The sequence below is a fragment of the Bacillus sp. PS95 genome, assembly GCF_037963565.1.
Lineage (GTDB): Bacteria > Bacillota > Bacilli > Bacillales > Bacillaceae > Bacillus > Bacillus subtilis.
Genome location: NZ_CP150160.1, coordinates 2,096,974 through 2,122,840 on the forward strand (window position 1 = coordinate 2,096,974; position 25,867 = coordinate 2,122,840).

Sequence of the window (25,867 nt, forward strand, 5' to 3'; positions counted from 1 at the left end):
TAAAAATATAAGATCAATTGATTCTATGTTTACTAGCGCAAAGGGGTTTGTTACACTAACTGTCATGGGAAACATTTCAAAGGTAATACAAAATCATTTGAATGAGGAGGCTTGATGAAGTTGAAAAATAAAGCGTCAATAAAATTCGGAATATGTGTTGGGCTTTTATGTTTAAGCATTACTGGTTTCACACCTTTTTACAGCTCAACGCATGCCGAAGCAAAATCCATAGAAGACACAAACATGGCAAGCTGTATAACGAATAAAAAATTAGTTCAACTTGAGAAAAAATTTGATGCCAGGCTTGGTGTTTATGCAATTGATACAGGTTCAAACAAGACAATCGCCTATCGGCCGAATGAACGATTTGCTTACGCATCAACCTATAAAGTTCTAGCCGCAGCTGCTGTCCTGAAGAAAAACTCAATTGAAAAACTTAATGAAGTCATCCACTACAGCAAGGACGATCTTGTTACATATTCTCCAGTCACAGAGAAACACCTAGATACAGGCATGAGCCTAAAAGAAATCTCGGAAGCGGCTATCCGTTACAGCGATAATACCGCTGGGAACATCTTGTTGCAACAGCTTGGCGGCCCTAAAGGTTTTGAAAAGTCACTGAAACAGGTTGGGGATCAAGTAACGAAAGCTAAACGATTCGAGACGGATCTAAACTCTGCGATTCCTGGTGATATTCGTGACACCAGCACCGCAAAAGCACTGGCAACCGATCTTAAAGCTTTCACTTTAGATAACACTCTCACGACTGACAAACGCACGATCTTAACCGATTGGATGCGAGGCAATGCTACTGGTGACGAACTGATTCGGGCAGGCGCTCCAATAGGATGGGAAGTCGGCGATAAATCCGGAGCCGGAAGTTATGGGACACGAAACGACATTGCTATCGTTTGGCCGCCAAACAGAGCTCCTATTGTTGTGGCAATTCTGTCAAACCGCTTTACGAAAGATGCTAATTATAATAATGCTCTTATCGCTGAGGCTGCAAAAGTCGTCCTTAACGATCTCAAATAAATGTTTAGCCTTTTGCCACAAAGGAAAAGACATTACTTTTTTAACCCCTACCGTTCATTTTTTGATGAACGGTTCTTTCATAAGACCTCTAGAATCATATATTTAAACACCACAAAATTAAACATTATTATAATTAACGGCAAGTTTTCATTTTATGGAACAAGTAAAGTTTGAATCTGACAAGAATTAAGACTAAGCACCCTAAAATCCGTTTTCTTTTCTTCCAAGAATATACTCCTTAGTGCAAGCCATTATAAAGATACAAGTGAACATACAATGCAGACAACTCTCTTAAGTCTCTTATTCTGTGACCAATTTGTAATACTCATGAATATCCGGACTCACTTCCAATATTTCGTCTCGTTCGAAGACACTAACATATCAAACCACTTGAATTAACATAACTGAACTTGATATTGGTCACTGGCAGTTTCAATGCAATAGAACAACATTTGTTGTCTCAGAGGTTATCTATATGAGAATTCAACAATTTTTTTATAATAATTCATATTTTTGTATCGTTGCACTTGGTGGATTTGACTCTTTTCGTGTATGGAACCACACTTTTATTTTTTCACCTCTTTTGAGATCATCTGTGTTATCAATCTCACTTAATCCTACAATTACTATGTTATTTTTAAACTTGTTCATAAGTTGTCCTTCAGAAAGATTGTAATCTTCTTTTCCTGGAGCTTTTGTATCGGTAATGAGAATTGCCCTTTCATTGTCTTTAAGCACGACATAGCCTACTAGGCTCTGCATCTTTGTTTCTTCTCCGTGTTGTTCATTTTTGCAGCCTGCAAGGAAAATAATGAGCACTATCAAGCTTACTCCGATTTTCGGCAACCTTTCTCCCTCCCGTCATGTTAAACAATCTCACTCCATAACTACATATCAATAAACTGTAGTGTAAATCTATCCAGAAACTTCTTCATTTTCTCATATTGAATCTTTTACAAGCTGTTAATACACAGACTAAATCGGGTAAAAATTCGTAGAGGTGATTTCTTTGAATGATGATCATTAAGTAACTCATTACTCTTCATTTATTTTTTCAACAATCATGGTATTGGCGGTCGCCATCTTTCCACAATACACTTCTTGGTTTGTAACAGTTTTTTTCTTGGGTTTTGCACTTATCTATACATTCCAAATACATCAAACAAGTTCTTCAAAAGCAATATCTTATATTTCGTATTTTTTATTCATTGTTTCATTGACTTACACTTTAGTTAATATGTAATAGTAATCCTCCCTTTGTGGGAGGATTATTTGTTTAAGCTTATTTCTAAGCTGCTCTTGGGCCACATCGGCCATTTTAAACTCTTTTTGACCTTTAAAATAAACAACAGGGACATTCACCAAACGGATCTACTTCTTTTTGTTCTTTCTCAAATGTTTGTATGTGGTTGCCTTCGAACCATACCCTTACTCTTATTCCGCTATCAAACTCATTATTGCATGCCGCTTCTTTCTGGATTCCAGCATAAATATACTTATCCTTACTGTCGTTTACTATCGCAACTTCCATTAAAATCGAGATTTTTACTTTTTTTATGATCCATTATTCACTTCCAAAATAACTTCCAATTACAACATAATATATGTATAAATTGTAAATGGAGTTGATGTAATTGAAGATTAGGAAAATCTTATTGAGTTCTGCTTTATCCTTTGGCATGCTCATATCCGCGGTTCCCGCATTGGCTGCTGGCACTTCGTCTGAGGTTGCAGTAAAAAGTGGTGAATATGATTATGACACTATATACCGCATTAGTCCTCTGCCAATGGACTTCCAGCCAACAATAGAATACAACGGTTATACTTATACGCTTACACGTCATTATTTTGATTACTCAATCGGGTTTTACACGGCTATTTATACAAAAGTTGTTTAAATTTATAAAGGAGCTTTTTAGCTCCTTTTTCTCTTGTTTTAGGTATTTCTTTCTATGTGGTCCCCTATCAAATTCTCCAGTTCTCTTTGACACGAACAAAATCTAAAGTTTGGTTTTAAATGCTGGTAATAAAAAATTCACTTTAAAGAAGCGCCGCCCGCAAAATGCGGCTTTTGCACACTACGCCAATTTTATATAGAAAAGCCAGACCTCCTCCAAGAGGTTCCAGCTTTTCTTAATGTGCTATCGATCTTCGTTAGTTCAACGGGAACTTAATTCGGTACAAATGCAGCCTCCCAACTTCTAGTTAGGGCTGATGGGGGGATATCTGATGGCTCTCTACACACATCAGACATTATAAGATTTCAATGTAGCCTTCTGTACCGTGAACGCGAATTCGTTGCCCATCTTTTATCAGCTTGGCAGCATTTTCAACGCCAACAACTGCAGGTAAGCCATATTCACGGGCTATAACAGCTCCATGGGTCATCAGACCCCCAACTTCGGTGACTAGGCCTTTTATGGATACAAACAATGGTGTCCAGCTTGGATCGGTAAAGGAGGTAACTAATATATCTCCATCTTCTAAATCAGCATCTTCCATGTTTAAAATGACACGCGCTCGCCCCTCTATCACTCCGGAGGAAACAGGTAGACCTACAATCGCTCCGGCTGGGAGATTTTCTCGTTTATACTCACCTGTAACGATTTCACCATCAGACGTGATAACACGTGGTGGAGATAGTTTTTCATATAATGTGTACTCGGCTTTTCGTGCGCTGATGATTTGATAATCCAGTTTATGTGTGCGTACGACTTCGTGAAGTTCTTCAAAAGTGAGATAGTATATATCTTCTTTTTCATGAATAATGCCCGCTTCTATGAGTTGTTCGGCTTCTTTCAGTAAAGCCTGCTTATAAACGAAGTACCGATTAACCATGCCGTATTTTGGATATTCCCTAAACCCGCTGAAATTCCGGATGATATCTATCATTCGTTTTGTTTCTTTGGCTTTTTGTTCACCATCCGGTAATTGCTTCAATCGATCTAATAACTCTTGTTCTTTCTTCAAAGCTTCCTGTCGCCCTTGCTCAAATTTCCGATGGCTGGCATTAGGCTCACTGTTATTGATATTATTAAGAATCATTGGGATAAGTGTAGTTGGTTTTTCGCTCCATCGAGTTCTTGTAATATCAATTTCTCCGGTACATCGCATTCCGTATTTGCTGAGATAATCATAGATCGCGTCTCGGGTTTTGCTTCCGCCATCAAACTTAGCCAGTTCATCCAAAAAATTATCATCTTTTACATGTTGTAAGTAATCAATTACCTCTGGATAAGGACGAATCACATCTGCGACGTCTAATAGCGCAAGACCCATTTCTGAAGTAATATTATGGGGTACAGATTGAGAAAGCGTATCTGCTGCGTTTTTTTCACCTAACCACTCGTTCATTTTTTCGTTAATCCATAATGAAGCATTCATAGCAGTTCGAATCACAACAGAACTTTCTGAGTTAAATAAAATCTTCTTTAATTCCTGGATATCTTCCAGAATAAAACGAAATAAATCTGATCCTGATTTCGTTTGGATGTTTTGTTTTAACTCTTCTATCGATGTTTGACTGCTCTCAATCAAATCAGACACGATTGTCGGATCGTTTTCAACTTGAGCCGGCATATCTGCATTGCCTCTGCTGGGATTTGGTGCTGTTTTATCATTTGGTATCGACTTTATGAAATCTCGTCGCCTTATTATGGTCATAAGTGCGTCTTTTAAGAGCTGATCGTGCTGCCCCATGCCTTTTAAGAAAACTTCTCTGCTGTCAGGGGATGCCAGATGATGTGTGACATCAACAAATAGCCTTCCACCGGCTTTACGCATGGGTGCAGCAGTCGTCAACAGAAAAAAAGACAATCCTAGTGGTTTTATGGGATCCGTCATCATTTGTTGATGACCAACAGAAATATAGACGTGATTTTCTTGGTCACTCGCTTCAGGGATGGGGAATAAAGTAGTGATTGGACGACTCTGTACAATATAAAAAGTATCGCGGGCCAAACACCATTCGATATCTTGCGGCTGGCCGAAATGAGCTTCGATCTGTCTTCCAATGCGTTCCAGCTGTAAAATTTGTTCATCAGTCAGTGTTTGAGCCTTTTGCTGATCAGAATCGATCTGATGTGTTTCTGTTCCGCCTTCTTTTCGTCCGTAGATAGCCAATTTTTTAGTTGCTATTCTCTTATCGATGATTTGCCCATCCTGTACTTTATAACAATCGGCAGATACCAATCCGGAAACCAGTGCTTCACCAAGTCCAAAACCGGCATCTATGGATAACACCTTTCGGTTGGAGGTAATCGGATCAGCGGTAAATAAAATCCCTGAAGCCTGAGGAAAAACCATCCTTTGAACGATAACGGATAAATAAACTTGGCTGTGGCCAAATCCATTTTGCATACGGTAAATAACCGCGCGATCCGTAAATAGGGACGCCCAGCATTTACTGATATGCTGCAAGATTGCATCGACGCCGATAATATTTAAATAGGTGTCTTGTTGACCGGCAAAAGAAGCATGTGGTAAATCTTCAGCAGTTGCACTAGAACGCACGGCATAGGCATGTTCCTCGCCGAACTGGGAGAGATAGTGAGCCACTGCTTTCACAACATCGGAAGGAATGTCTACTTCCATAATGATTTGCCGAATCTTCCGGCTGATGTTACCAATCTGATCTCGGTCCTCAACTTTTAGCATCGCCAACTGATCCAACAACACTTGTAACGTTTCGTTTTGTTCGATGGCTTTTAGATATCCTACTGTTGTGACACAAAATCCTTCTGGTACTTGTATACCTTGAATTTTTGATAATTCCCCTAAATGTAACCCTTTTCCTCCAACGAGCGAAAACTGTGTTTTTTCAATTTCATGTAAACCGAGAACCAAAGAACTCATTCTACATCTCCCCTTCAAAAAAATATTGACAAGAGCTTCCTAGCAGGATATAATAAAATTATAAGATGGATATCTATAACTTTTTAACCAGAAAGCGCACGTAGTGTGATTATATCACCGTGTCTGTTTTTGTGCAATATAAAAAGAACCTGGGCAATTTCACCAGGTTCTTTCTTAATTTACATAACTAGTCACATTAAAAAACTTGGTTCGATCTGATACAATCCTCTAAGGGTATCCTAAAGTTGGGTTCTTTTTGGAACTAACCTGCTCTGTTCTTAACAGTCCTACCTAGTATAAAGTGATGGAGAATACCCTACCTCCAGCACGCCAAGGCCGTTCACCTAGTAGAAAACGACCTTTAACCATTACTAACGATTTTAATAATCATTGATTATAAAACTTCTCAAGGAACGATCAGCAGCCCGTTAGCTACCCCTGATTAAAGATGATCTGTTACCACACTGTTACGTTAGAACTTCCACTACTTTGATATCCTTCTGTCGCCAAGACTTGGTAAGCCCAATTACTGCCCAGATTCATTCCATGACTCTTCCATGCGTTCACATGATTGCTGAAAGTGATTGTAGCATTGCTTCCAGTTGGTCTCTTCGTCTGGCGAACACTCCAGTACTGCGTAAAAGTAGTGCGATCACCATCAATGGAAGGTGCGTTATAACGTGTAGTTGTATATATGTCATATGTACCTCCATCACTCTTTACAGTACCTTTATACGTTCCGGTAGGTCTATAAGTACCCCATGAATCCACCACATAATATTCTATGAGGGGCGATCTCGTCCAGCCATATAAAGTCAAATACCCATTGCCATTCGGCGCCCAAACTCCGGCATTATAGTTTATTGTCCTAAATGGCGAACCTGTAGTCCAACCCTTACCAACAACGAAATTTCCGGTATTAGACCAATTAACACTGTAATTCCCGCCAGACCCATTGACAGCGTTTACTATACCGCCCCCATCAGTCCAATTTTGCCAGTAGTCTGTGCTAGCTGCAGAGGCGGTTGCCGAAAACAAGCTAATACTCATTAAAGCTGCCGATAATCCAACTAAGAAATTCTTTTTAAACTTAAACATATGATTACCTCCTATAATATTTTTTTCCGACTTTGAGGTAGCACCCGTATATATTTAAAACATTCTTCATTACTAACGCCAAAGCTTTTGATCGTCCCCTTCAGTATAATACCACGAATTCATGAGCGAATATTAAAAGTATTTGTAATTTAATTACAAATTCCTAGAAACACATTATAAGTGGTCTTCTTCCGCCATATCCTGATCCTTTTTTCGCAGAATCACAATTATTGTTTCTAATTCAGATGGAGTAATATTTGTAATAAATCCCCATTCGGACCATTTCGTATAAAGGAGATATACATTAGAGATTGTGAAATCATTGTAGCTGCCGCTTGTCTAATGAAGGGAAGCAAATTTATGAAGAATATGAAGAACTGAAGAAGAAAACAATTAAGGTTCTACTAAGAAAGAACTGCTCAATTAGAATTATTGACCAAAAATTTGAGGATGATAGCTTAGATCAGTTTTACAAAGAAGTTGCAAGATTGTTATTTGAATGGACTCTGAAAAAGAAAAATAAGAATTGACAATCAGGGTAACTGGGAATGTAACCGAGCCTCCAATTCAAAATAAATATCTTTAAAATTCTTATTTTATTCAGTTATTGAGTACAGTATAAAACCGTACTCAACCGTTATATAGAACATAAATTAACTTAAAATAACATGAGCCTCATTTTTCTTTTCTTGTGTTAAATTATTGATTCTATAAAGTAAGTTATCCATCATCATTATCATTTTCAATGAAATTTCTTCTTTAGCATACATAGTCGGTTTAGCTCCTCCATGTAGAATCGCATGGCGACTAACATCTGAAAGATTTTCTTGTCCATGTTGAAACTGTTCCAATATAAAATTTAAATAAAACTTTCCAATGATATTATCAAAGTTGAACGGATTTTCATCACCTTTACTATCCTCGTCATCTTCAATATTAAATAAAATTTTTAAAAGCTTTTTAAATTTCGAGCCGGTTACTCTCTGTTTAATATCAAAACCATCTATTACTATACCTTCCATTTGTGACAGAATAGAGGGGACGGATATAGCAAACATTCCGAGATTATGTGCATTTAACGATTGTCTTAATAAAGGCAGTCTTTCTTTTAAAAGACTATAATTTTCCCAATGCCTTTTAATTTCATCAATTCTTTGAGCATTGTAATGGTCTTTCATGATGTCATCTATAATACTTTTTAAATTAGATTCACCATTTTCAACATATTCACGACCTATTTGTCGCATTAAAAGAATATCTGTACTTTCACTAGGTGGATACCCCAGAAGAAATATCACCTTTTTATAATTTTTAATGTCCTCTTTTGTTTCGATAAATCCTTCTGCTATTCTAGTCAATGATTCTTGTATTTCTGGGCGTTTAAAGTGTTCTCTAATACTTATAGATAGGTTAACCAGTGGCTGAATTGATTTTGATATTGCAGTATGTATAGTTTCTGTTGATTCTTCTATGCTTTTAACCCCTTGAATAAAACTGCTCATGTCAATATTATTATTTTTCATTTCCAGAACTCTCCGTTTTTTATCATTTAAAGATTTCACTTGCTGACACCCAGTATAATTCTTTGTTTGCATTTAAATATTCATATACCCAATCTTCTATTATGAATGCATATTTTGATTCCTCAAAAGGATGCTCACTTATTTGACGAATTAATTGCATGCTCTCTAGTTTTTTAACTGATCCATTTGCATTATGTAAAGGGAGCCATTTAGACTTATTCCAAATAAACTCCCCAAGTATACTCTTTTCTTTTTTTGTTAAATTATGAAGGTATGATATCTGATTTTCTTTCTCCTTCTTTTCTTTTTTATTTGCAACAAGGTTGTTTAAATAATTTATCCCAAGAACAGAAATTAACATACTAAATGCGCCTAAGCATAACAATATTAAAATTAATGAAGGTTCACTAACCTTCATATCCCTAAATGAATCAAATTGAAACACTATGATTCCTAACAGGCTAAAAATAATATAACCTACTAACTGTTGGGTCCCCCCTTTTAAAAGATCTACAATTTCTTTAACAACCAATTTATATTCTTCCTTAAATTTTATTCAAACCATTTACTTTTTAAATTGTTCCTTGTGTAACAGAAGAATTGTAGATGTGGATTAGATTTATACCTTTTCCATGACTCTTCTCTAAGATCTAGCCTATACTTCATTTTACTTTTATTTGCAATATTTTTAAAAATTTCTATTGAACAAAAAAAGACAATTAAGTCTGCTCCTCTTTCAAAAACTGTAGCTATAAATGGTTTGAAACCTAATCTTTCACAGGCTTTTTCAGCTGATTCAAGAGCTTTCTGAGTAATTCCAATGCTGGGCTTTCCGTCAACTAGAGATTTAAATTTAACTGATATTCCCCAGTTTTCACCCTCTTCACTTCTAGCAAAGATATCAATCCCCACATAATCAAATTTCACACACTCAAACCCCTTGCTGGATAAATAAAAAAGAATCATTTGTTCACCAAATTTTCCTGCTATATCAGCATGCCTTGAACTTTTAAATACTAACTTTCCTCCATCCTGCCCCATATATACAACCTCGCTATGAAATAAAATGATTATCTTACTATCCTATTTTTAAAGCTTTGCTATTTCATACTCAACATTAATATTCAACCTAGATGTTCTCTCAACCTGCTTTTTCGCATTGTTTATATACCAAAAGGCAAATTCCTCTTTTCCAATTAACATAAAAATTTCTGTTATAATAGTGAAGGTCATTGAACTGTAAAATGGCACTTCTTCAAAATTCCTTAGTGATATCCCCCCAGCATCATTTCCTACTTTAATATTTTTCATAGTTGCCCCTGCATGTATAAATTCTGATGCTCGCTTATATAAGAAGACATAACGTGCTTCAGCATTTAAATATTTGGCAAGGTCTCTTAAATTCCTCAGATTACTATAAAGTGAGTACCAATTTTTTGGTTTTTTCTTATCCCACGCATCTTTAACATTTTGAACCTCTTTTTTCTTCAAAAAATTATATAAATGCTTACACGATTCTGACACAGGTATACTCTGTACCTCATCAAAGTTAGGAAATTCATTCGTGAAGATTTCTCTGTGTTTTTTCCCACTATTGGTACTTGAATCGAACATTTCTCTTAATTTGATTTCCTGGTAACAGCTGTGAACCTGATAAGCTATAACCCCCTTATCTTTCGGTTCTGTGTACATATACTCAAAGTACAGTGCTGCTTCGAACATCGATCTACATAGTGGTATCATTCCTTCTGAAGCACCTTTTTTACTCATAATGGCTGCTCCATCCACCATATTTAATATGTGGGCTAAAAGAGTAAATAGAGGTGCATTAAGCTCATTATCACCACACTCGTCATATAGCCGTTTATACATAATATCTCCATAATCTACAAACGAATCCATTAACCTTCCAATTGCATTAAATTCTTTTTGTATATCCTTATCTATCTTCCTGTTTATTAAACTTCTCTTCATCCCTTTGTCTCCTATTTTTTATTCCAAATTAATTGCTTCTTATAAATCTTGCATGAAAGTTGTCACACAACTATTACTCCTAACGCTTTACGACTTGGATTTCCCTTACCTCACATTGCACATTACATCTTGTTTTAAGCTCACTGGCTACCTCAATGACTTCATACATTGTTTGCAATTTAGAAGCCCGGTGGAGGTCGTTAGATGTCATATAACCGTCCTCATCTAACTTAAATGATTTGAAGTATTCCTTATTTTCAAACTGCAGCACATAAAAATAATCAAGCAAAGGCATAAATCAACCTCTTTTAAATAATTTTGTAACGGCCACTGCGACAATTGTGATTACACTTTGTTCAAAAGCTCTGTGAAGAGTGGAATATTCTTGCGTGAATGTCGGCGATGCGGTATGAAAAAGAGCATTTAGTTTAATGCTCTTTTTGTTTAAAACACTTCTTTTATCTTGATTCTTTATGCTCTCGGATTAAGACGCGTAATCGTGTTAAGGTTAATTCATGACCGCATAAGGAGTGATACCTTTGCTAAAAGTTGCAAAAATTTCGGTTTCTTGCATTGCATTAGTCTTGTGCGTATACTCATTGTTCAATCAAAATGAATTATTGTTGATTGTTTTGCAATTATTTGTTGCCGCCCTTTTATCATTAGTCGGAGTTGAAGCGATATTAAGCAAACAAAAACTGTCCGGATATTTACTGTTTGGATCAGCAGCCTTCTTACTTGTTGTAAACGGTGTGAAATTCATGATTTAACTTAATGTGTTAATTTCGTAGGAATATGGAGTCCCAAAACCAATAAATAAGACCTGCAACAATACTCATAATGTAATAATTTAAGCTTCTGAATACAGTAAGAGAATTTGGCGGATAATCAACAGTCCAGAACAAAAACACAGCTAAAAAGGCTACTGCAATATAAATTAAAAAATTGTTCAAACTAAATTTTCTGGGCCTTCTTCTAAGCCACACTTGCAAAGGGACAGCAAATACCAAGTAAGTGATTAAAGCATAAAATCCTATGATGCCAATAGTGACTAATGCGATTGTCATAAAACCAGAGTAAGCAAACATATACAGACCAAAGATTAGACCATATGACAAACTTGAAAATGCCAATGTATAAGCGTAACTGTCTAACGCTTTTTGATTGATGCTCAAATCAACACCTCCACTTGTTTCACATTTCCCTTTAAAATCGTAGTTCATTTACTTTATTAAGTTTTCCATCTCGTATTTAGCAATAAATTTTTGACCGTTTTTTGACAATTGTATTCTTTGGTAAGGCTTTGCAGCTACCTTGGTTTTTTCAAGAAGATTAAACGGGATGAGTTTTGGAGCAACATCAAAAAATAAAAATCTTTCATATTCTCTCATATTACCGCTATTTTCAACTCCAATTGTAAAATTGCTTCTATGTACATAAAAAAGCTTAAATAGAGATTGTTCTCTGTTCTTAACTTCTTCGTAATAATTTATATCAGGAAGACTCAATTTTATATTATTTAAATAAGTTAAAATATCTTTATATGAATATCCATCAAATTCATTTTCTTTTGTGAATTTCTTTTCTAATTTAGCAAGTTTTTCCTTGATAATTGAGTTCTCTTTAAGAAGGGAGTAATTTTCTTCTTTAACTTTCTTTAAACTTTCAACTTCATTTCCAGACACCCAGCCTACAAGCTTTTCATCTTTCTCATATTCTTTGAGCGATGCAAACACTGCTAACTCAATATCTTTTGTGTCACTATAAAATTTTGATACTTTACTTAATACTGTATCTTTAAATTGTCTATACTCACTATAATGTTCTCTTTCAATAACATCTTGCCCTTTTTCTTTTACTTTTTTATCCAGAGCTTCATCACTAATTACAATTGAAAATCTAGGTTTTCCTACACTCTCTGCATAATCATACTCCCAATGCGTATAACTCTTATTTGTTTCTTCATCAATCGATCCATATCTACCACCAAGAATTAACATATAAACATCCGATTCATCAATCCAATTTTTTATTGTCTCTTTTTGTGACTGATCACCGGATTTAAACAATTCCATACCAGCGGGTATGTGTCCAGCATTAAGGACAGCTGCAACTGCAGCCTGTCTTTCTTCAGTTAAATCAGTATATGTTGAGGATATAAATACTTGCAATCTTTTATTCATGAAAATTCACCTTTCGTTATAAGATTGGTTATATTTGAATATTTTATCTATTAGATACTTAATATTGTTGCTAATAGTCTTTCCGCCCTTCGTCAACTTTACAGAAGGATAACCATTAGGTTTTTCATATAGCGTTTTATCTTTACCTTTAAGACGCCTGCCGTCTATCCCGAATCGCTCCAAGCTTCTAACCGATCCGTCCATTGCTATCTCATATAATCCCTCATACCCTGGATTGGTTTGTATTCCTTAGACAACAGTTGAGTACCTCATTTCCATAAAAGATTGATTTTATTTTAACTTACACTCTCACGAAACTTTTCTAACTCCATTTTCGCTAAGAATTCGTTCCCTGCTTTTGAAAGTTGAATTCTCTGAAATGAGCCACCAGATCCTACTTTTTCAACCAGTCCAAAACTTAACAATTTAGGAGCTAGTCTATAATACAAAAATTTTTTATTGTTTTTAAGAGTGCCATTGTTAACAATACCCAACGATAATGTGTTACGAAATTTTTTTAGAGCAGAAAGCAAGGATATTACTCGGCTTTCTCTATCCTCTAGTGCATAATCGGGAATATCTAATAATGTTATAGCTAAATAATTTTTCAATTCATGGTAAGTAAACCTACCTACCTTCTCCTCTGCATTAGCCTGCTCTTTTAACTTTAATAATTCCTCATTAATTCTTTTGTTTTCAATTAAAAGTTTGGCCTGCTCTTTTTGTAAAGTTGCTAAATTGTTAAATTCTTCACCAGATATCCACCCAATTAAAGTGTCATCTTTTTCATACTCTTTAATTGATTCATAAATAGCAAGTTTAATATCTTTAGTATCTTTGTAAAACTTTGATAATTTGCTCAGAACAGTCTTTCTAAAGTCTTTATAGGCTTGATAATTCTCTCTTTCTAATACATCTATTCCGTTTTCTCTAACTTTTTGTTCCAGAGTCCCATCATCAATTACAATTGCAAATCTTGGTTTACCTGCAGTATCTGCATAATCGTATTCCCAATGAGTATAACTTTTGTTTGTTTCTTCATCCATGGATCCATACCTACCGCCTAGAATCAACATATAGACATCTGATTCATCAATCCAACGTTTAATAGTTTCTTTCTGAGATCTGTCTCCAGCTTTAAATAGCTCCATTCCTGCTGGAATATGTCCTGAGTTAAGTACCGCTTCAACAGCAGCTTGCCTTTCTTCAATTAAATCAGTATATGTTGAGGAGATGAAAACCTGTAGTTTTTTCTTCATCGACTATTCACCTTTTCTATAAAAGTACGATTTTATGTAGACCTAGAAAACTTGTAATTACTTCCTATCCTTGTAACTTTAGTATACCATTTTCATCCTAAGCGATCGATATGATTATGACCTTTTTCGAATATCAGCAATTCCTGCAACTTGATGTTTAGGTATGTACAGACTTTATCTAACAGCTCTCTTGGATACCGCTCCATTTCGTCATTGTAAAGCTTTCTAACAGTCGGATACTCGTGATCAATATCCCTGGAAAGTTTCCGGATACTGATCTTTCTTTGGTCTATTATGGGCTTTAAATTAGATTTAATCATTGTTATCACCTCAATTTTGATCACTTATAATGATCATTAAATTTGTAGTAATGGCCAAGGCTTTCAATCTGCCTTGACCTTTCCTTAAATCACGTTAGAACATATTTAATTGTGGTGGGGTTACATAATTAATAGTTATCTACCAAATGACTGCATTTCTTGAATTTAAAGAGATAAAATATCACCGATAACTAAATAAGTATAGATAATGTACCTTTCTGCTTCATCGAGCGTCACTTCTGCATGAGTTCCTTTGTTTGCAGCCTCGTGCACACCATCTAACCTTTCACCAATAAATTTTAAATGTGATCCAACAATGGACGAAAATTTTTCACTTGTTGACTTACTATCAATATATTGTATTAATCGATTTATATATTGATCTTCACCAATTTTAATGATTTTTCCCCCAGACAGTGAAATAGGCTCGTCTGATGGTGGATAAAGAGAATCAGCAACCTCTTTAATAATTCTTCTACAGGTATGTACTGCATTTGCCCAATCTTCATCATTAGTTGAATTAAGGTTTTCGTATACTGAAATAAATTTTTGAATTACCTCAGGGTAGATTTCTTTTAGAACGGTGTCAACAGTTTTACGTTTTCGTTTGAAAATATCCTCTGTTATCTCTCCAAATTTCAACTCATGATTTAAATTGAATACGTACTCATACAATCTAGACTTTACCTTTTCAATTTTCCGGGTAAATTCTCGTATAGCATTAGCTAAGTTTTTTCGCTCAGCTGAATTACCAGGAGGTATAATAGGTGAAATAGTTGATTGAGAGGATATTGATATATCTCTGTCATATGCTACATTCATTCGAGCTTTTGAGGCTTCAACTGTCGCTTCCATAACAGCAATTGTTTCGGTGAAGGCTTTTTCAACTTTCTTAGGTTTTTTGGCTTTACTTTTTGGATCATCTGTAAAAAAACGCCTTCCAGACCTTGCGCAAGCTTCCCAAGCTTCACTAGTTAAGTAACCTTCTTCATTTATTGCAAAGCCATTAGCTTCATATTTTAACCACTCAACTGCATTGAAATCATTGATTAGACGTGCTAATCTTAAACATTTTAAAACAATATGCTGAGTAGGTATCTCATTCAATTCAAAATTACGTAGTATCTCCTCAGATAAATTTAATGCTTCTAAATTTCTATTCTTAACCATTGACTACCACCCCTTCCAATTTTTACTCTTAAGGTATTTTAGCATATTTTAGGGAACTCTCTACTAAATTGAGATAAAATTGTTGTTTTATTTAGAAGCCATAATAAAAAAAGCGTCCTAATTCCAGTTGCCGGTACGCTTTCTTTCTTAATATATAAACATTAAACGACTACGTGCATTCTCTTGTAAATTCAACCCTTCCATATTTAGAAATTTTAATATTCAAAATTTATTATTTCCATCTTTACTTATATATGGAAATGGAGTATTATTTACCTATGTGAAAAATAGTTAAAAAGTAACACGAAAGAGGTTGTTAAATGAAAAAGTTTTTTGTTACTTTTCTTGTGCTATTCTCCGTAACAGGTTGCACTAGTAAGTATTCTCTAATTACCTTGTTAAATGATGACTGCAAAACAAACTGGGGATTATGTACTGTGTTCCCAAGTAAAGAAGTTAAACTTTATTCTCCAAAGAGTCCTATAAAGGTAGCTGTATTAGATAGTGGAATTAATAGCTCTATGTCTATTTTTGAAAATAGTTCAATAACCTCATATGATGCTATAAAAAATAATTCCACTACAAAAGATTCTTTAGGCCATGGTACAGCCATAGCGGGTGTTATTATGGCTCCTTTAAATAAACAAACAGTTCAAGGAATATCTCCTCAAGTGAGATTATTCGATGTTAAGGTTCTTAATGATAAAGGAGGTGGTGAAGTCAATGATGTAATTAACGGTATCAATTGGTGTATTAAACAGGATGTTGACATTATCAATCTCAGCTTTGGCTTTCAAAAAGACGACAAGGGATTAAGAAATGCTATCAACAAAGCAATTGAGAAGGACATAATAGTAATCGCTTCTGCTGGCAATACATTAGGTCTTTCAACGGATTATCCGGCAAAATATAAAAATGTTATATCTGTTTCCTCTATTGATAAAAACCTTAAAAGAGATCCATTTGCAGCAAAAGGTAAGATTGACTTTGTTGCACCAGGCGTTCAAATTCCTGTTTTCAATCCCAAAGGCGAAGTAAAAACCGTTAATGGAACATCATTTGCAACAGCTTTTGCAACAGGTGTTGTAGCAAATATTCTTTCTGAAAATCCACATTTTCAAAGAGAAGATGTAATTAAAAGCTTAAAGAGCACAGCCAAAGATTTAGGAAAAATAGGCCCTGATCAAGAATATGGTTATGGTTTAATACAATTCCACTCACAATAAAATAAAAAGGAGAAATAAATTGAAATATTTTATTAGCTTTTTACTCGCAGTATTTGTATTTTATAGCGTAGGAACAGAGTTTGTTTCTGCAACAACAAATCAAAATATCAATGAAGAAGAATTAATTGATACTGATGAAACACCAACAGAAACAATTGACAGTGACCAAATTGATTCAGAAACTGAAGAGATATTTGGGGAATCTATTGATGACAGTAATGTTGAATTAGAAAGCGACATAAATGGTAATGAAGCAACAATCCAAACAAATATTGAAACAGATGATTTATCTGTCGATGGTGAGTTAGAACTAGATTTAGACACAAGTAGTATGGTTGTCTCTGCAGAAGCAGAAGATGATTCTGGAGAAGTTTTCAATGGAGAATTTAATGTTGAATTACAAGATATAAATGATGATGGAGATTTCATTGCAACTGTAACTGATACGAAAACTGGGGAAGAGTTTAATGTAAATACTGCTGAAGTACATGCATCTTGGTACCCACTAGTTTGGATTGCTATCGTGGTTGCACGTATAGGTATAAAACAAGCTATTAAAAAATTCGGCAAAACTAGTGTTAAACAAGCAACCAAAAAGTATGGAACTAAAACATCTGCTTCAAAAGCTGTCCGTAAAGTTAGTATGAAAAATTTAGACGACCACTACCGTAAGCACAAAAAAGAATTTGGCAACATTACGAAATCCCAATATCTAAATAAAGCTCGAACTTTTTTAGGAAAAGTAACTAGCAAAACTGTTCTTGAAAAAAGAAGCAAGAAAAAATTTGGTGGCAATTATCGTTATTATAAGTATAATAAGAAGACCAATGAATTCTTATCTGTAGAACGACAAGGGAATAAAGATACTATAATAACGTACTTTAAGCCAAAACATCCAAATAAAAAAGCTGGTTATAATTATTATAAAAATCAATAGGAACTATATATATTAAAGAGGGATTGCTATGACTAAATTATATACATGTTTAATTTGCGGATATAGAGGATTAAGTGAAAACCCATTAAACAATGATGGTGAGTATCAAAAAACATTTGAAATCTGCCCTTGTTGCGATTTTGAATACGGCTACAGTGAAGATCATGACGTAAGCTTAGGTTTTATTGTAACTCCAGATTATTTAATTGACGCTGCAATTCAGTTATACCGAAAACAGTGGATTGAGAATGGAATGAAAATTGCAAATCCTGAAGATATTCCAGAAGAATTAAGAAACGGTGACTGCTTAAAATTTGAGGTTTTGTTAAAGCAATTGAATAGCCTAAATCTCGATACAGAAAACTTTGAAATCAAGGGATTTAATGGTTATTAGGCAGCTTCAAGCCCCCGGTATGGGGGCTTTCTTATTATTGTAAAGACTATCAGAAGACTATTTAAGTATTAATATCATTGATTATTCTTTCTCCATATTCCCCTGACCAATACTTCAACTTTTTTAACCTCAACTGTTTGCTGCATCACATCCCTCCTTTTTGTTTTTCTTGTATCAAGCTTGTACAATGACATCATCAAGCAATTCAACATAGATCAATTCTTACCTGAAGGTGAATATCACCTCCAATAACCGTCTGGGCAAGCTTAGATGGGGCCTTATCCCTCCTTGGGCTAAAGATGAAAAGATCGGATACAAGATGATTAATGCTCGTGCCGAAACACTGGCCGAGAAACCAAGCTTTCGAAAGCCACTTGTCAGCAAACGTTGTATCATACCCGCTGGTAGGTATACAGAATACCGTTCTGCATTTTCTTCCCGAGCTTCCACCCACTCATAGTCACCCACCGTCCAGAAACGCGGTGAAGCTTGACCGTCGCTGTCTTGATATTTCAACTCTTGCTGAAGTTCTTTTAAAAACTGAATATCTTGATTCATTCATTTCCTCCTATCTGTTTAAAATCTCGATTTTAAGTTAACTTTAAAGTACATGGTCTTGAGAAATTCCCCTTTAATTGGTAAGCTGGCACCTAGGATCATACAAAGCAGGTGATACCTTGAAAAAAATAATCGGAATAATTGGATTAATTGCTTCCTTAATTGTGCAAGGATTTTCAGCAAGCGGTTCGTTGACTCATGAGATTGCTATGGCTTGTCTATTTGTATTTCTAATAATTTATAATTTTGAACATGCTAAGGATTTCTCTAAAAAATCTCTAATTGTTTTAGGAGCAATCTTTATAGCTCTAATGCTAGGTATTTATCAACTCATTTCCTTTAGCGGTGATTACTTTGATAGGCTTGACTTAAATATTGGACTTATCATCTTACTTGAGATCGCTTTGATCATTGTTTTGGTATCTATTGCAGTAAATTTAATGAAACTTATTGCGAATTGGTTAAGGAAAACACCTCATGGTAAAGAGTCTTAACTCTTTGCCTTGTGGTCTCTTATGTATGAAATCAAATGCTTTCCCTAATTCCTTCTCTTCTGTTACCGCTGAGTAATAACAATTACTTGGCCAAATCTTATATTGCATATAAGGATTAATCAGTCGAGATCATTAAGGGATCAAAATATGGCCAAATAAAAAAACGATGGATGCTCCATTTCCATTAAAAAGACAAGATTGAATATATGTAGTACTTCACTCAGAACATTTTGCTTATTAAGGCTATAATAAGTGTTCGTATTAATTTTTCCTGTTACGATAACGATCAAAAACAGAGTTATCTATCCCATTTCAAGCCAGAAATTATTCTGCTTTTTTTTAAAAACATTCTTGATTTTCACTTTTATATATGCATCCATAAAGCATTCGAGCATAACCATTATATGTAACTGAAATGCAGGTATAAGAGCTATTATATAGGGATTTAACTACCAATATATAGGGGGTATATTAACATCCAAATACTCAAAAACAAGAACAAAAGTGCCCATAGCACCTCTATTTCCACACCCTCCCCAAATTTACATTTTCCTAATATCGCATAAAATCGTCCTTTTTCACTTCGTAATCGCTATCGTAAAAGCCTATAATATCAATGTTTTTCCCTCTTCAAATCTCTTCTTATTCATCAATATTTGCTTAAAATACCCCCTTCCCCTTACTCCCACTTATGTATTACGATCGTTTGCCCTCTATTCACTAATTAAAGTGTCAAAACCCTTATGTTTACTGACTTTTTTAGTTCTTTAAAAATTTTTACGATACGCATGTTAGAGGTGTACTATACGATTTGTCGGTTTTGGGTGACGATTTAACAGAGAAATTTAATGCACTTCTAACTTTTTAAACTGCAATGGGTATCATTGTTGACTCAACAACTCAAGGTATTTCTGATAGTAAACAAGCAATGGATTATGATTCACCGAGATAAAACCCCTACCCTTCTCTTAATCGAGGAGGGTATTTTTTTCGCTTTTTAAGAAAACGTTAATCTTCCTTAAACACTTAAATATGATAAAATATTACATATTTAGTCTATTAGATACATAAAGGGAGGGATTTTAATGGAGCAATTAATTCCGTCATCCACAGTAGGAGTTAAAATCAATGAGTGGTATAAATACATACGGATGTTCGCCGTTCCAGATGCAGAGATATTAAAAGCAGAGGTTGAAGAAGAAATAAAACATATGAAGGAAGATCAAGACTTATTGTTGTATTATTCTCTAATGTGTTTTCGTCATCAGCTAATGCTGGATTACCTTGAACCTAAGTCATTGAATGAAGAACGCCCTAAAATTTCAGACTTATTAGAAAAGATCGAAAGCAGTCAAACAAAGCTTAAAGGTGTCCTGGAATATTACTGCAATTTCTTTAGAGGAATGTACGAATTTGATAAGAAGGATTATATAAAAGCAATAAGGTCATATAAAATTGCTGAGAAAAAGCTCGCTTTAGTAACAGACGAAATTGAACGAGCTGAGTTTTATTTCAAAATGGCTGAAGTGTATTATCACATGAAACAAACCCATGTATCAATGCACTATGCTGAAGCAGCCCTTAACATTTATAAAGACCAAAAAACTTATACTGTTCGCCGAATACAATGTGCTTTTGTTGTAGCAGGCAACTTTGATGATCTGGAAAGTCATGAAAAAGCAGTTCCGCATCTTCAAAGAGCATTAAAAGATTCGAAAGCTATAAACAAGCACAAACTAATTGGTGCATCGTTATATAATTTGGGGAACTGTTATTATAAGATGAAAGAGTATGACAAAGCTGCTGAATATATTGAACAAGCAGTCTCATTGTACGAAAACGATAAAAGTGACCTTCTCCCTCATACGTTATTTACACTGACACAAATTTACTTCAAAATGAAGGATATTGAAAAAGCCTTTATTCTTTATAAAAAAGGAATCGAGAAAGCACAAGCCATTAACGATGATGTCTTAGTTGCTGAGTTTAATTACTTAAAGGCTTTATATATCGACTCTATAGATAAACGCACAGTTTTCCGAACTTTTTCTGTACTTAAAGATAATGTAATGTATCCAGATTTAGAGGAATTAGCACTCGACACGGCTAATTATTGTAAGGAGATAGGGCAATTTGAAAACTCAACCACCTTTTTTGACGTCATGGTGGATGCCCGAATCCAAATACAAAGAGGAGAGTGTTTATATGAAATTTAAACTTGCATTAGCCACCTTGTCAGTTGTCGTTGGATTAGCAATTTTTAGTGGCTTTTCATCCTCGAATGACAAAGAGTTCCATGAAGCTAAAAGGAATATTACTTCTATTCAACCGACCAAGTTTTTTGTTTAATATTTAACCCATTAGAAACATTACCGAGCAATGGGTGCTACTAATTTGTCAACTCTTGATTAATCATTAGCTAATTAAACTAAAAAGACCGCACTACGAAATACAGTCAGTGTGGTCTTTTGTCTTCAAAATAAAATTTTAATGGAAAGTTTGTTACCACATATGCAAAGCAAGAAACGAAAGCCCCCATGCTAATATGCCGAACATTACGAAGAACCTAAGAAAAGTTTCATATTTTGTAAGTCTTCGTTCTCTTTTTATTTTACTCAATCTCCAATAAAAGGCGTAGCCGGAGAACAATAAAATTATTTGTCCCAGTTGTGACACAGATTCTAAAAATTCTATCCCATTCATTGATTTTCACCTCGTTTATTTATGAGAAAAGTAGGTTTTATTATCTCAGATGAAAAAACCATTTCCAACTGTTTAAGTAAAAATAAGTAAGCCATACTGTGTCTAATGGTATAAGAAAAGATGTCCTCTGTGTCTAGTAAAACCATAGTGTATGGTGGCAGAATACGTTATGTTTCTCTATTAAAATTAGCAAATTAACATTGTAGTTTTATCATCTTAACTTTATGATGTATGTCCACCAGTCAGCCCTGCTCTGTGAAGCGCAGTACCAGCAGATGTATAAGAAACTGCTCTAAGAATCGCTTTCGAATTGTTTTGGCTCGGTGAAATCCACCACCAAGATCATCTTTACTGTATCCAATACCCAGGCTGATTGTTCGACCAGCTTTGTTGTTTGCACCCTTACCGGAAAACTCGGTGTCATCTAGGTCAGCTACAGACTTAAACGCTTTTTTAAGCTTCACCATTTGCGACCTTAGTTCCTTGTACTCTTTAGTTCTTTTGTCTGCTTCTGAGAGCAATGAATCAGCTTCAAATACCTTCATTTCATTCTCCTTTCAAGCCTACTCTATGTAAATTTTACCACAGTAATCTATTTGAATAACAGAAAAAGACAGCCAAAATGACTGTCTTATACATCACACTATCTTGTTCTATAATAATTTTCTGCGGTATAGTAGCGCCAATCCCAAAAAGGTTCCCCATTGGCCAATATATACCGGTCTAAAAATTTTTCAAAGTTTAAATTTAATGGATTATATTCTAAACCACTTTCAAATATATAGAGATAGTTGGGATCACCTTGGTTCACTTTATCTTTATCGATCATTAAATGGCATTCTTCCAATAAGTAGCCAATTGGAATACCATTGATATCTTCAAACAAATCCTCATATTTTAACTCCTCTTCAATCTCTTCAAGGCTAAATAGCTGAAGTCCTCCACCTATATTCTCCCCATCAGAAAGAATCTCAAAAATTTTCGCACCGTTATGCAGTGTCATGAACTTCTGATAATCCTCTGGAAGTGTAATCTGATGTTTAGCTTCAAAGCTTTGAATGTCGTTAAGGGTTGCTTTGTCCGGTGAAAAAGTAACAAGGCATTCCATGGTATCTCCTTCAGAACAAAACAATTGAATGGCTCCTTTTTCATCTAAAAGACTTTTCAAGCCATTTACAGTCTTATGAACAAAGTTAGTCACATACATCACCCCTTTATTTCCTTTTAACAATAACCTTTCAAATTCCAAAAGTTGTGGACAGATCGTGATAGGCGCTCTTTTCAATGAATATAATGCAATAAATTCTAAAAAGAGGTGCCTCCAAAAAAGTGAATTCTCTAATGAATGATGACATGGTAAAGATCATTAGAAATGGCCTTAGCGCATCGCAGCCTCCAAAGCACATTCTTGTTATAGGAGCTGGATTGTCCGGGCTTGTATCAGCAACTTTGCTGAAAAATGCCGGTCACAGAGTAACGATTCTCGAAGCGAGCGGCAGAGCGGGCGGCCGTGTCTGCACTTTAAGATCTCCCTTTAGTGATGATTTGTATTTCAACCCTGGCCCGATGCGCATACCGAATAACCATTCGTTAACCTTAGAGTATATAAAAAAATTCAAATTGCCAACAAATGTATTTATCAATAGAACCCCTATGGACATCATTTATGCAAATGGAATCAAAACACGTCTCCAAGTTTTTGAGCGAGCTCCTGGAATATTGAGATACCCAGTTGCACCAAATGAACAAGGGAAAACGTCTGAAGAGCTGATGCTTTCTTTACTGCAGCCTATTCTAAATTTTATCAATCAAAATCCAGCGAGAAATTGGCGGATTGTCGAAGAGCAATACAAAAATCATTCGTTAAGCTCTTTTTTAAACACGTATTTTTCATATGGCGCGATCGATATGATCGGTGTACTTTTGGATATGGAAGCGTATATGGGGATGTCCCTTGTTGAAGTATTGCGGGAATCTATCTTTTTTTCTTCACCCGCTCACTTCTATGAGATAACTGGCGGCATGGATCTGCTGCCTCACGCGTTTCTTCCTCAATTAAAAACAAACATTCTATACCATCAAAAAATGATGAAAATTTCTCAGGGTGAAAATCGTGTTACGATCCATTGTCAGCATCAACAAACGGCAGAATTCACATCATTCACAGCTGATCTCGCTATTGTAACCATTCCTTTTTCAACATTGCGATTTGTAAAAGTCGAACCATACCATTCATTCTCGTACTATAAACGGAGGGCAATCCGTGAGCTAAACTATATCAGTGCAACAAAAATCGGCATAGAGTTTAAAAGCCGATTTTGGGAAAAAGCCGGGCAGCGCGGCGGCAAATCTATTACTGATCTACCGATTCGTTTTTCGTATTATCCAAGCAGAAATATTGGAGCAAATGGACATGCCGTCATTCTGGCCAGTTATACTTGGGCTGATGAGGCACTGATATGGGACAGTCTTTCAGAAGGAGAGCGAATCCAGTATACTTTACTGAATTTATCTGAAATCTATGGTGATATTGTGTGGTCTGAATTTGTGTCTGGCACTTCTTTTAGCTGGAGCCAGTACCCGTATTCTGCGGGAGGTTTTACAGCTTTCGAACCAGGACAAGAATTAGAGCTGTATCCCTATATTCCTGTCCCTGAGGGCAGAGTTCATTTCGCCGGAGAACACGCCTCACTCACTCATGCGTGGATGCAAGGCGCGATTGAATCTGGAATACGTGTTGCTTATGAGGTCAATCGCTTACCTTAGATCATGCTCACCTTCTGTACTAAAAGATTATTACATTTCATATAATAAGATCTTGATTAGACGGACAAATTCAATCACAAAAACAAAGTAATCCTTGCATTCCTTCGCCCTCCATGCTATATTCATATAGCGATGAGCTGAATTGTGTAAGCCGATGTACACGCCTTTATGGCACACACGAATGTGGCGTGTGGTGCATCGCCTCAATACGCAAAAGACGTTTGCCTTAGGCAAACGTCTTTTTTTGCGTTATCCGATTTTTGTGCCGTTTGGGACAGGCTGATCCGGCTGCAAAAGGACGACGTCGCCCTGGCCGGGTATGCCGCCGAGGACCAAGACTTCCGATTTAAATCCGGCGATTCGGCGGGGCGGAAAGTTCACGACTGCTATGACTTGCTTGTTGATGAGACCTTCCGGCTTGTAACGCTTCGTGATTTGTGCGCTCGATTGTTTTATGCCGATTTCAGTCCCAAAATCTATCACAAGCTTGATTGCCGGTACTCTTGCTTCAGGAAATTCTTCCGCTTTTACAATTGTTCCCGTTCTGATATCCAATTTCTCAAAGTCTTCAATGACTGCCATATCAATAACTCCTTTTTCTCCTATTGTAAAGGAGATATTCAAGATTTGTTTAACCAAATAGCCATTATTTTTTATCTGAATATAAGGTGTTTCGATACAGGCGGGGCGGCATTCCTGTGCTTTTCGTGAACCATCTTGTAAAAGAAGAAAGGTTTTGAAAGCCCAGCGCCTCGCTCACGACGGTAAGAGTTTCATTTCTCTCCATCAGCATTCGTTTTGCTTCCTCAAGGCGAAGGTCGGCAATATAGTTCTGCGGGGACTTCCCTGTCTGTTTTTTGAACCAGCTTGAATAGTAAGCTGGGTGATAATGCTCGATTTCTGCCAGCTTCTTAATCGTCAGCCGCTCAAATAAATGGCTGTGAATGTATGCAATTGAGGCATAGCTATGGGATTGAAGCTTTTCTTTTATGTATTGTACTAGCATATGAAGCGAGTTGGCTGTTCCGGCCTTTGCTTCCTCTGTCAGCAAGTACCTGATCGAAGACCAGAAAGGATCGAGTGCAGCTTCAATTCCCGATCCTGCACGATACTCATCAATTTTCATTGCATGAAGCGGAACATCTAGTACAAGACATTCATTTCTTCCGATAGAACGGAAGCGATGCTCGCACTGCGGCGGAATATATAAAAAATGATCCGGATTTAATTTCACCTGGCGCCCCTCAGTCTCAAGATCTATACTCCCTTCAAGCGGAAAAAGAAATTGGCTGTACGCGTGCTTATGTGAATGATATAGGCGTGTGTATGTCCGTTTTTCGCAAATCATCTCTTGAAGCGAATCCATCAGCAAC

At 35.8% G+C, this 25,867-nt stretch carries 28 protein-coding genes and 6 pseudogenes; 14 read left to right on the plus strand and 20 right to left on the minus strand.

Annotated features, from left to right (window positions below; all coding sequences use genetic code 11):
- The first annotated feature begins 114 nt into the window (after nt 1–114).
- Nucleotides 115–1,035, plus strand: coding sequence for a class A beta-lactamase (gene bla, locus NSQ12_RS10510; protein ID WP_167408218.1), 921 nt, complete (start codon nt 115–117; stop codon nt 1,033–1,035).
- 495 nt (nt 1,036–1,530) lie between these two features.
- Here bla and NSQ12_RS10515 read toward each other — a convergent pair whose 3' ends face one another.
- Nucleotides 1,531–1,881, minus strand: a complete 351-nt coding sequence (locus NSQ12_RS10515) for a DUF3221 domain-containing protein (protein WP_339174691.1) — start codon at nt 1,879–1,881, stop codon at nt 1,531–1,533.
- Between the two features lie 217 nt (nt 1,882–2,098).
- Between NSQ12_RS10515 and NSQ12_RS10520 the strand changes: the two genes are divergently transcribed.
- Nucleotides 2,099–2,278 (plus strand): hypothetical protein, encoded by a 180-nt coding sequence (locus NSQ12_RS10520; protein ID WP_134157025.1) that lies wholly within the window; start codon nt 2,099–2,101, stop codon nt 2,276–2,278.
- A 129-nt stretch (nt 2,279–2,407) separates the two neighbouring features.
- Here NSQ12_RS10520 and NSQ12_RS10525 read toward each other — a convergent pair.
- Nucleotides 2,408–2,566 (minus strand): annotated as a pseudogene (locus NSQ12_RS10525) (hypothetical protein); the annotation flags it as partial.
- 103 nt (nt 2,567–2,669) lie between these two features.
- On the opposite strand from NSQ12_RS10525, the gene NSQ12_RS10530 reads away from it, so the two are divergent.
- Nucleotides 2,670–2,933, plus strand: a complete 264-nt coding sequence (locus NSQ12_RS10530) for a hypothetical protein (protein ID WP_038429095.1) — start codon at nt 2,670–2,672, stop codon at nt 2,931–2,933.
- A 355-nt stretch (nt 2,934–3,288) separates the two neighbouring features.
- Here the strand turns inward: NSQ12_RS10530 and ppsA are convergent, their stop codons facing one another.
- The 7 genes from ppsA to NSQ12_RS10565 form a co-directional block, all read right to left on the minus strand.
- Nucleotides 3,289–5,889, minus strand: a complete 2,601-nt coding sequence (ppsA, locus tag NSQ12_RS10535; RefSeq protein WP_339174694.1) for a phosphoenolpyruvate synthase — start codon at nt 5,887–5,889, stop codon at nt 3,289–3,291.
- A 456-nt stretch (nt 5,890–6,345) separates the two neighbouring features.
- On the minus strand, nt 6,346–6,987 hold the full coding sequence (gene xynA, locus NSQ12_RS10540; protein ID WP_015714073.1) for an endo-1,4-beta-xylanase XynA: 642 nt from the start codon (nt 6,985–6,987) through the stop codon (nt 6,346–6,348).
- Between the two features lie 653 nt (nt 6,988–7,640).
- A complete protein-coding gene (locus NSQ12_RS10545; protein WP_124048215.1) occupies nt 7,641–8,510 on the minus strand; it encodes a hypothetical protein in 870 nt (289 codons plus the stop codon).
- A gap of 22 nt (nt 8,511–8,532) precedes the next feature.
- A complete protein-coding gene (locus NSQ12_RS10550) occupies nt 8,533–9,042 on the minus strand; it encodes a super-infection exclusion protein B (protein WP_339174698.1) in 510 nt (169 codons plus the stop codon).
- Between the two features lie 20 nt (nt 9,043–9,062).
- Complete coding sequence (locus NSQ12_RS10555) at nt 9,063–9,551, minus strand: hypothetical protein (RefSeq protein ID WP_131227495.1); 489 nt, start codon at nt 9,549–9,551, stop codon at nt 9,063–9,065.
- Nucleotides 9,552–9,599: 48 nt separating this feature from the next.
- On the minus strand, nt 9,600–10,484 hold the full coding sequence (locus tag NSQ12_RS10560) for a DUF5677 domain-containing protein (RefSeq protein ID WP_131227496.1): 885 nt from the start codon (nt 10,482–10,484) through the stop codon (nt 9,600–9,602).
- Nucleotides 10,485–10,563: 79 nt separating this feature from the next.
- Nucleotides 10,564–10,779, minus strand: a complete 216-nt coding sequence (locus tag NSQ12_RS10565; protein ID WP_124048211.1) for a hypothetical protein — start codon at nt 10,777–10,779, stop codon at nt 10,564–10,566.
- Between the two features lie 30 nt (nt 10,780–10,809).
- Between NSQ12_RS10565 and NSQ12_RS10570 the strand changes: the two are divergent.
- Together NSQ12_RS10570 and NSQ12_RS10575 are read left to right on the plus strand one after the other, a co-directional pair.
- A pseudogene (locus tag NSQ12_RS10570) lies at nt 10,810–10,911 on the plus strand (hypothetical protein); the annotation flags it as partial.
- Between the two features lie 112 nt (nt 10,912–11,023).
- Nucleotides 11,024–11,254: a hypothetical protein gene (locus tag NSQ12_RS10575; protein WP_277737202.1), complete on the plus strand. Its 231-nt coding sequence runs from the start codon at nt 11,024–11,026 to the stop codon at nt 11,252–11,254.
- Between the two features lie 9 nt (nt 11,255–11,263).
- Here the strand turns inward: NSQ12_RS10575 and NSQ12_RS10580 are convergent, their stop codons facing one another.
- The 5 genes from NSQ12_RS10580 to NSQ12_RS10600 all read right to left on the minus strand — a co-directional run bounded on the left by NSQ12_RS10580 (nt 11,264) and on the right by NSQ12_RS10600 (nt 15,416).
- Nucleotides 11,264–11,659: a UPF0715 family protein gene (locus NSQ12_RS10580; protein ID WP_339174703.1), complete on the minus strand. Its 396-nt coding sequence runs from the start codon at nt 11,657–11,659 to the stop codon at nt 11,264–11,266.
- Between the two features lie 48 nt (nt 11,660–11,707).
- Nucleotides 11,708–12,667 (minus strand): DUF4062 domain-containing protein, encoded by a 960-nt coding sequence (locus NSQ12_RS10585; protein WP_144500925.1) that lies wholly within the window; start codon nt 12,665–12,667, stop codon nt 11,708–11,710.
- A gap of 296 nt (nt 12,668–12,963) precedes the next feature.
- A complete protein-coding gene (locus tag NSQ12_RS10590; protein WP_339174705.1) occupies nt 12,964–13,926 on the minus strand; it encodes a DUF4062 domain-containing protein in 963 nt (320 codons plus the stop codon).
- 92 nt (nt 13,927–14,018) lie between these two features.
- The gene (locus NSQ12_RS10595; RefSeq protein ID WP_124048207.1) at nt 14,019–14,246 is read right to left on the minus strand and encodes a helix-turn-helix transcriptional regulator; all 228 of its coding nucleotides are present in this window, start codon (nt 14,244–14,246) and stop codon (nt 14,019–14,021) included.
- Between the two features lie 165 nt (nt 14,247–14,411).
- Complete coding sequence (locus NSQ12_RS10600; protein ID WP_192852128.1) at nt 14,412–15,416, minus strand: hypothetical protein; 1,005 nt, start codon at nt 15,414–15,416, stop codon at nt 14,412–14,414.
- A 320-nt stretch (nt 15,417–15,736) separates the two neighbouring features.
- Between NSQ12_RS10600 and NSQ12_RS10605 the strand changes: the two genes are divergently transcribed.
- From NSQ12_RS10605 to NSQ12_RS10640, 8 genes and pseudogenes are all read left to right on the plus strand, one after another.
- Nucleotides 15,737–16,642 carry a S8 family serine peptidase gene (locus tag NSQ12_RS10605; RefSeq protein ID WP_339174707.1) on the plus strand — a complete coding sequence of 302 codons (906 nt, stop codon included), beginning with the start codon at nt 15,737–15,739 and terminating at the stop codon, nt 16,640–16,642.
- Nucleotides 16,643–16,661: 19 nt separating this feature from the next.
- Nucleotides 16,662–17,579: an SAR2788 family putative toxin gene (locus NSQ12_RS10610; protein WP_339174709.1), complete on the plus strand. Its 918-nt coding sequence runs from the start codon at nt 16,662–16,664 to the stop codon at nt 17,577–17,579.
- Between the two features lie 28 nt (nt 17,580–17,607).
- A complete protein-coding gene (locus NSQ12_RS10615; RefSeq protein ID WP_339174711.1) occupies nt 17,608–17,973 on the plus strand; it encodes a hypothetical protein in 366 nt (121 codons plus the stop codon).
- 144 nt (nt 17,974–18,117) lie between these two features.
- A pseudogene (locus NSQ12_RS10620) lies at nt 18,118–18,376 on the plus strand (SOS response-associated peptidase family protein); the annotation flags it as partial.
- Between the two features lie 274 nt (nt 18,377–18,650).
- A complete protein-coding gene (locus NSQ12_RS10625; protein WP_021481445.1) occupies nt 18,651–19,025 on the plus strand; it encodes a YoqO family protein in 375 nt (124 codons plus the stop codon).
- Nucleotides 19,026–19,830: 805 nt separating this feature from the next.
- A pseudogene (locus tag NSQ12_RS10630) lies at nt 19,831–19,977 on the plus strand (phage holin); the annotation flags it as partial.
- 133 nt (nt 19,978–20,110) lie between these two features.
- Complete coding sequence (locus tag NSQ12_RS10635; RefSeq protein WP_032725937.1) at nt 20,111–21,241, plus strand: tetratricopeptide repeat protein; 1,131 nt, start codon at nt 20,111–20,113, stop codon at nt 21,239–21,241.
- On the plus strand, nt 21,231–21,374 hold the full coding sequence (locus tag NSQ12_RS10640; RefSeq protein ID WP_153801665.1) for a hypothetical protein: 144 nt from the start codon (nt 21,231–21,233) through the stop codon (nt 21,372–21,374). Before NSQ12_RS10635 ends, NSQ12_RS10640 begins: the two co-directional genes overlap by 11 nt.
- Before the next feature lie 153 nt (nt 21,375–21,527).
- On the opposite strand, the gene NSQ12_RS10645 is transcribed toward NSQ12_RS10640, so the two are convergent.
- From NSQ12_RS10645 to NSQ12_RS10660, 4 genes and pseudogenes are all read right to left on the minus strand, one after another.
- Nucleotides 21,528–21,728, minus strand: coding sequence for a hypothetical protein (locus tag NSQ12_RS10645; RefSeq protein WP_021481449.1), 201 nt, complete (start codon nt 21,726–21,728; stop codon nt 21,528–21,530).
- 222 nt (nt 21,729–21,950) lie between these two features.
- Nucleotides 21,951–22,123: pseudogene (locus tag NSQ12_RS10650) on the minus strand (hypothetical protein); the annotation flags it as partial.
- Nucleotides 22,118–22,273 (minus strand): annotated as a pseudogene (locus tag NSQ12_RS10655) (T7SS effector LXG polymorphic toxin); the annotation flags it as partial. The pseudogenes NSQ12_RS10655 and NSQ12_RS10650, both read right to left, overlap by 6 nt.
- Nucleotides 22,274–22,371: 98 nt before the next feature.
- Nucleotides 22,372–22,929: an SMI1/KNR4 family protein gene (locus tag NSQ12_RS10660; protein ID WP_029318053.1), complete on the minus strand. Its 558-nt coding sequence runs from the start codon at nt 22,927–22,929 to the stop codon at nt 22,372–22,374.
- A 128-nt stretch (nt 22,930–23,057) separates the two neighbouring features.
- On the opposite strand from NSQ12_RS10660, the gene NSQ12_RS10665 reads away from it, so the two are divergent.
- Entirely contained in the window at nt 23,058–24,494 is a 1,437-nt protein-coding gene (locus tag NSQ12_RS10665; protein ID WP_339174716.1) for a flavin monoamine oxidase family protein, read from the plus strand.
- 249 nt (nt 24,495–24,743) lie between these two features.
- Here the strand turns inward: NSQ12_RS10665 and csaA are convergent, their stop codons facing one another.
- A complete protein-coding gene (csaA, locus tag NSQ12_RS10670) occupies nt 24,744–25,076 on the minus strand; it encodes a chaperone CsaA (protein WP_014480003.1) in 333 nt (110 codons plus the stop codon).
- Nucleotides 25,077–25,140: 64 nt separating this feature from the next.
- Complete coding sequence (locus NSQ12_RS10675) at nt 25,141–25,866, minus strand: helix-turn-helix domain-containing protein (protein ID WP_080316886.1); 726 nt, start codon at nt 25,864–25,866, stop codon at nt 25,141–25,143.
- Between the last annotated feature and the right edge of the window lies 1 nt (nt 25,867).

Coding starts and splice junctions, on each gene's coding strand:
- xynA (WP_015714073.1), bottom strand. CDS start 6,987: ATGTTTAAGTTTAAAAAGAATTTCTTAGTTGGATTATCGGCAGCTTTA.
- NSQ12_RS10565 (WP_124048211.1), bottom strand. CDS start 10,779: ATGCCTTTGCTTGATTATTTTTATGTGCTGCAGTTTGAAAATAAGGAA.
- NSQ12_RS10595 (WP_124048207.1), bottom strand. CDS start 14,246: ATGATTAAATCTAATTTAAAGCCCATAATAGACCAAAGAAAGATCAGT.
- ppsA (WP_339174694.1), bottom strand. CDS start 5,889: ATGAGTTCTTTGGTTCTCGGTTTACATGAAATTGAAAAAACACAGTTT.
- NSQ12_RS10560 (WP_131227496.1), bottom strand. CDS start 10,484: ATGAAGAGAAGTTTAATAAACAGGAAGATAGATAAGGATATACAAAAA.
- NSQ12_RS10590 (WP_339174705.1), bottom strand. CDS start 13,926: ATGAAGAAAAAACTACAGGTTTTCATCTCCTCAACATATACTGATTTA.
- NSQ12_RS10605 (WP_339174707.1), top strand. CDS start 15,737: ATGAAAAAGTTTTTTGTTACTTTTCTTGTGCTATTCTCCGTAACAGGT.
- NSQ12_RS10545 (WP_124048215.1), bottom strand. CDS start 8,510: ATGAAAAATAATAATATTGACATGAGCAGTTTTATTCAAGGGGTTAAA.
- NSQ12_RS10555 (WP_131227495.1), bottom strand. CDS start 9,551: ATGGGGCAGGATGGAGGAAAGTTAGTATTTAAAAGTTCAAGGCATGCT.
- NSQ12_RS10585 (WP_144500925.1), bottom strand. CDS start 12,667: ATGAATAAAAGATTGCAAGTATTTATATCCTCAACATATACTGATTTA.
- NSQ12_RS10615 (WP_339174711.1), top strand. CDS start 17,608: ATGACTAAATTATATACATGTTTAATTTGCGGATATAGAGGATTAAGT.
- NSQ12_RS10520 (WP_134157025.1), top strand. CDS start 2,099: ATGGTATTGGCGGTCGCCATCTTTCCACAATACACTTCTTGGTTTGTA.
- csaA (WP_014480003.1), bottom strand. CDS start 25,076: ATGGCAGTCATTGAAGACTTTGAGAAATTGGATATCAGAACGGGAACA.
- NSQ12_RS10600 (WP_192852128.1), bottom strand. CDS start 15,416: ATGGTTAAGAATAGAAATTTAGAAGCATTAAATTTATCTGAGGAGATA.
- bla (WP_167408218.1), top strand. CDS start 115: ATGAAGTTGAAAAATAAAGCGTCAATAAAATTCGGAATATGTGTTGGG.
- NSQ12_RS10645 (WP_021481449.1), bottom strand. CDS start 21,728: ATGAATGGGATAGAATTTTTAGAATCTGTGTCACAACTGGGACAAATA.
- NSQ12_RS10635 (WP_032725937.1), top strand. CDS start 20,111: ATGGAGCAATTAATTCCGTCATCCACAGTAGGAGTTAAAATCAATGAG.
- NSQ12_RS10640 (WP_153801665.1), top strand. CDS start 21,231: ATGAAATTTAAACTTGCATTAGCCACCTTGTCAGTTGTCGTTGGATTA.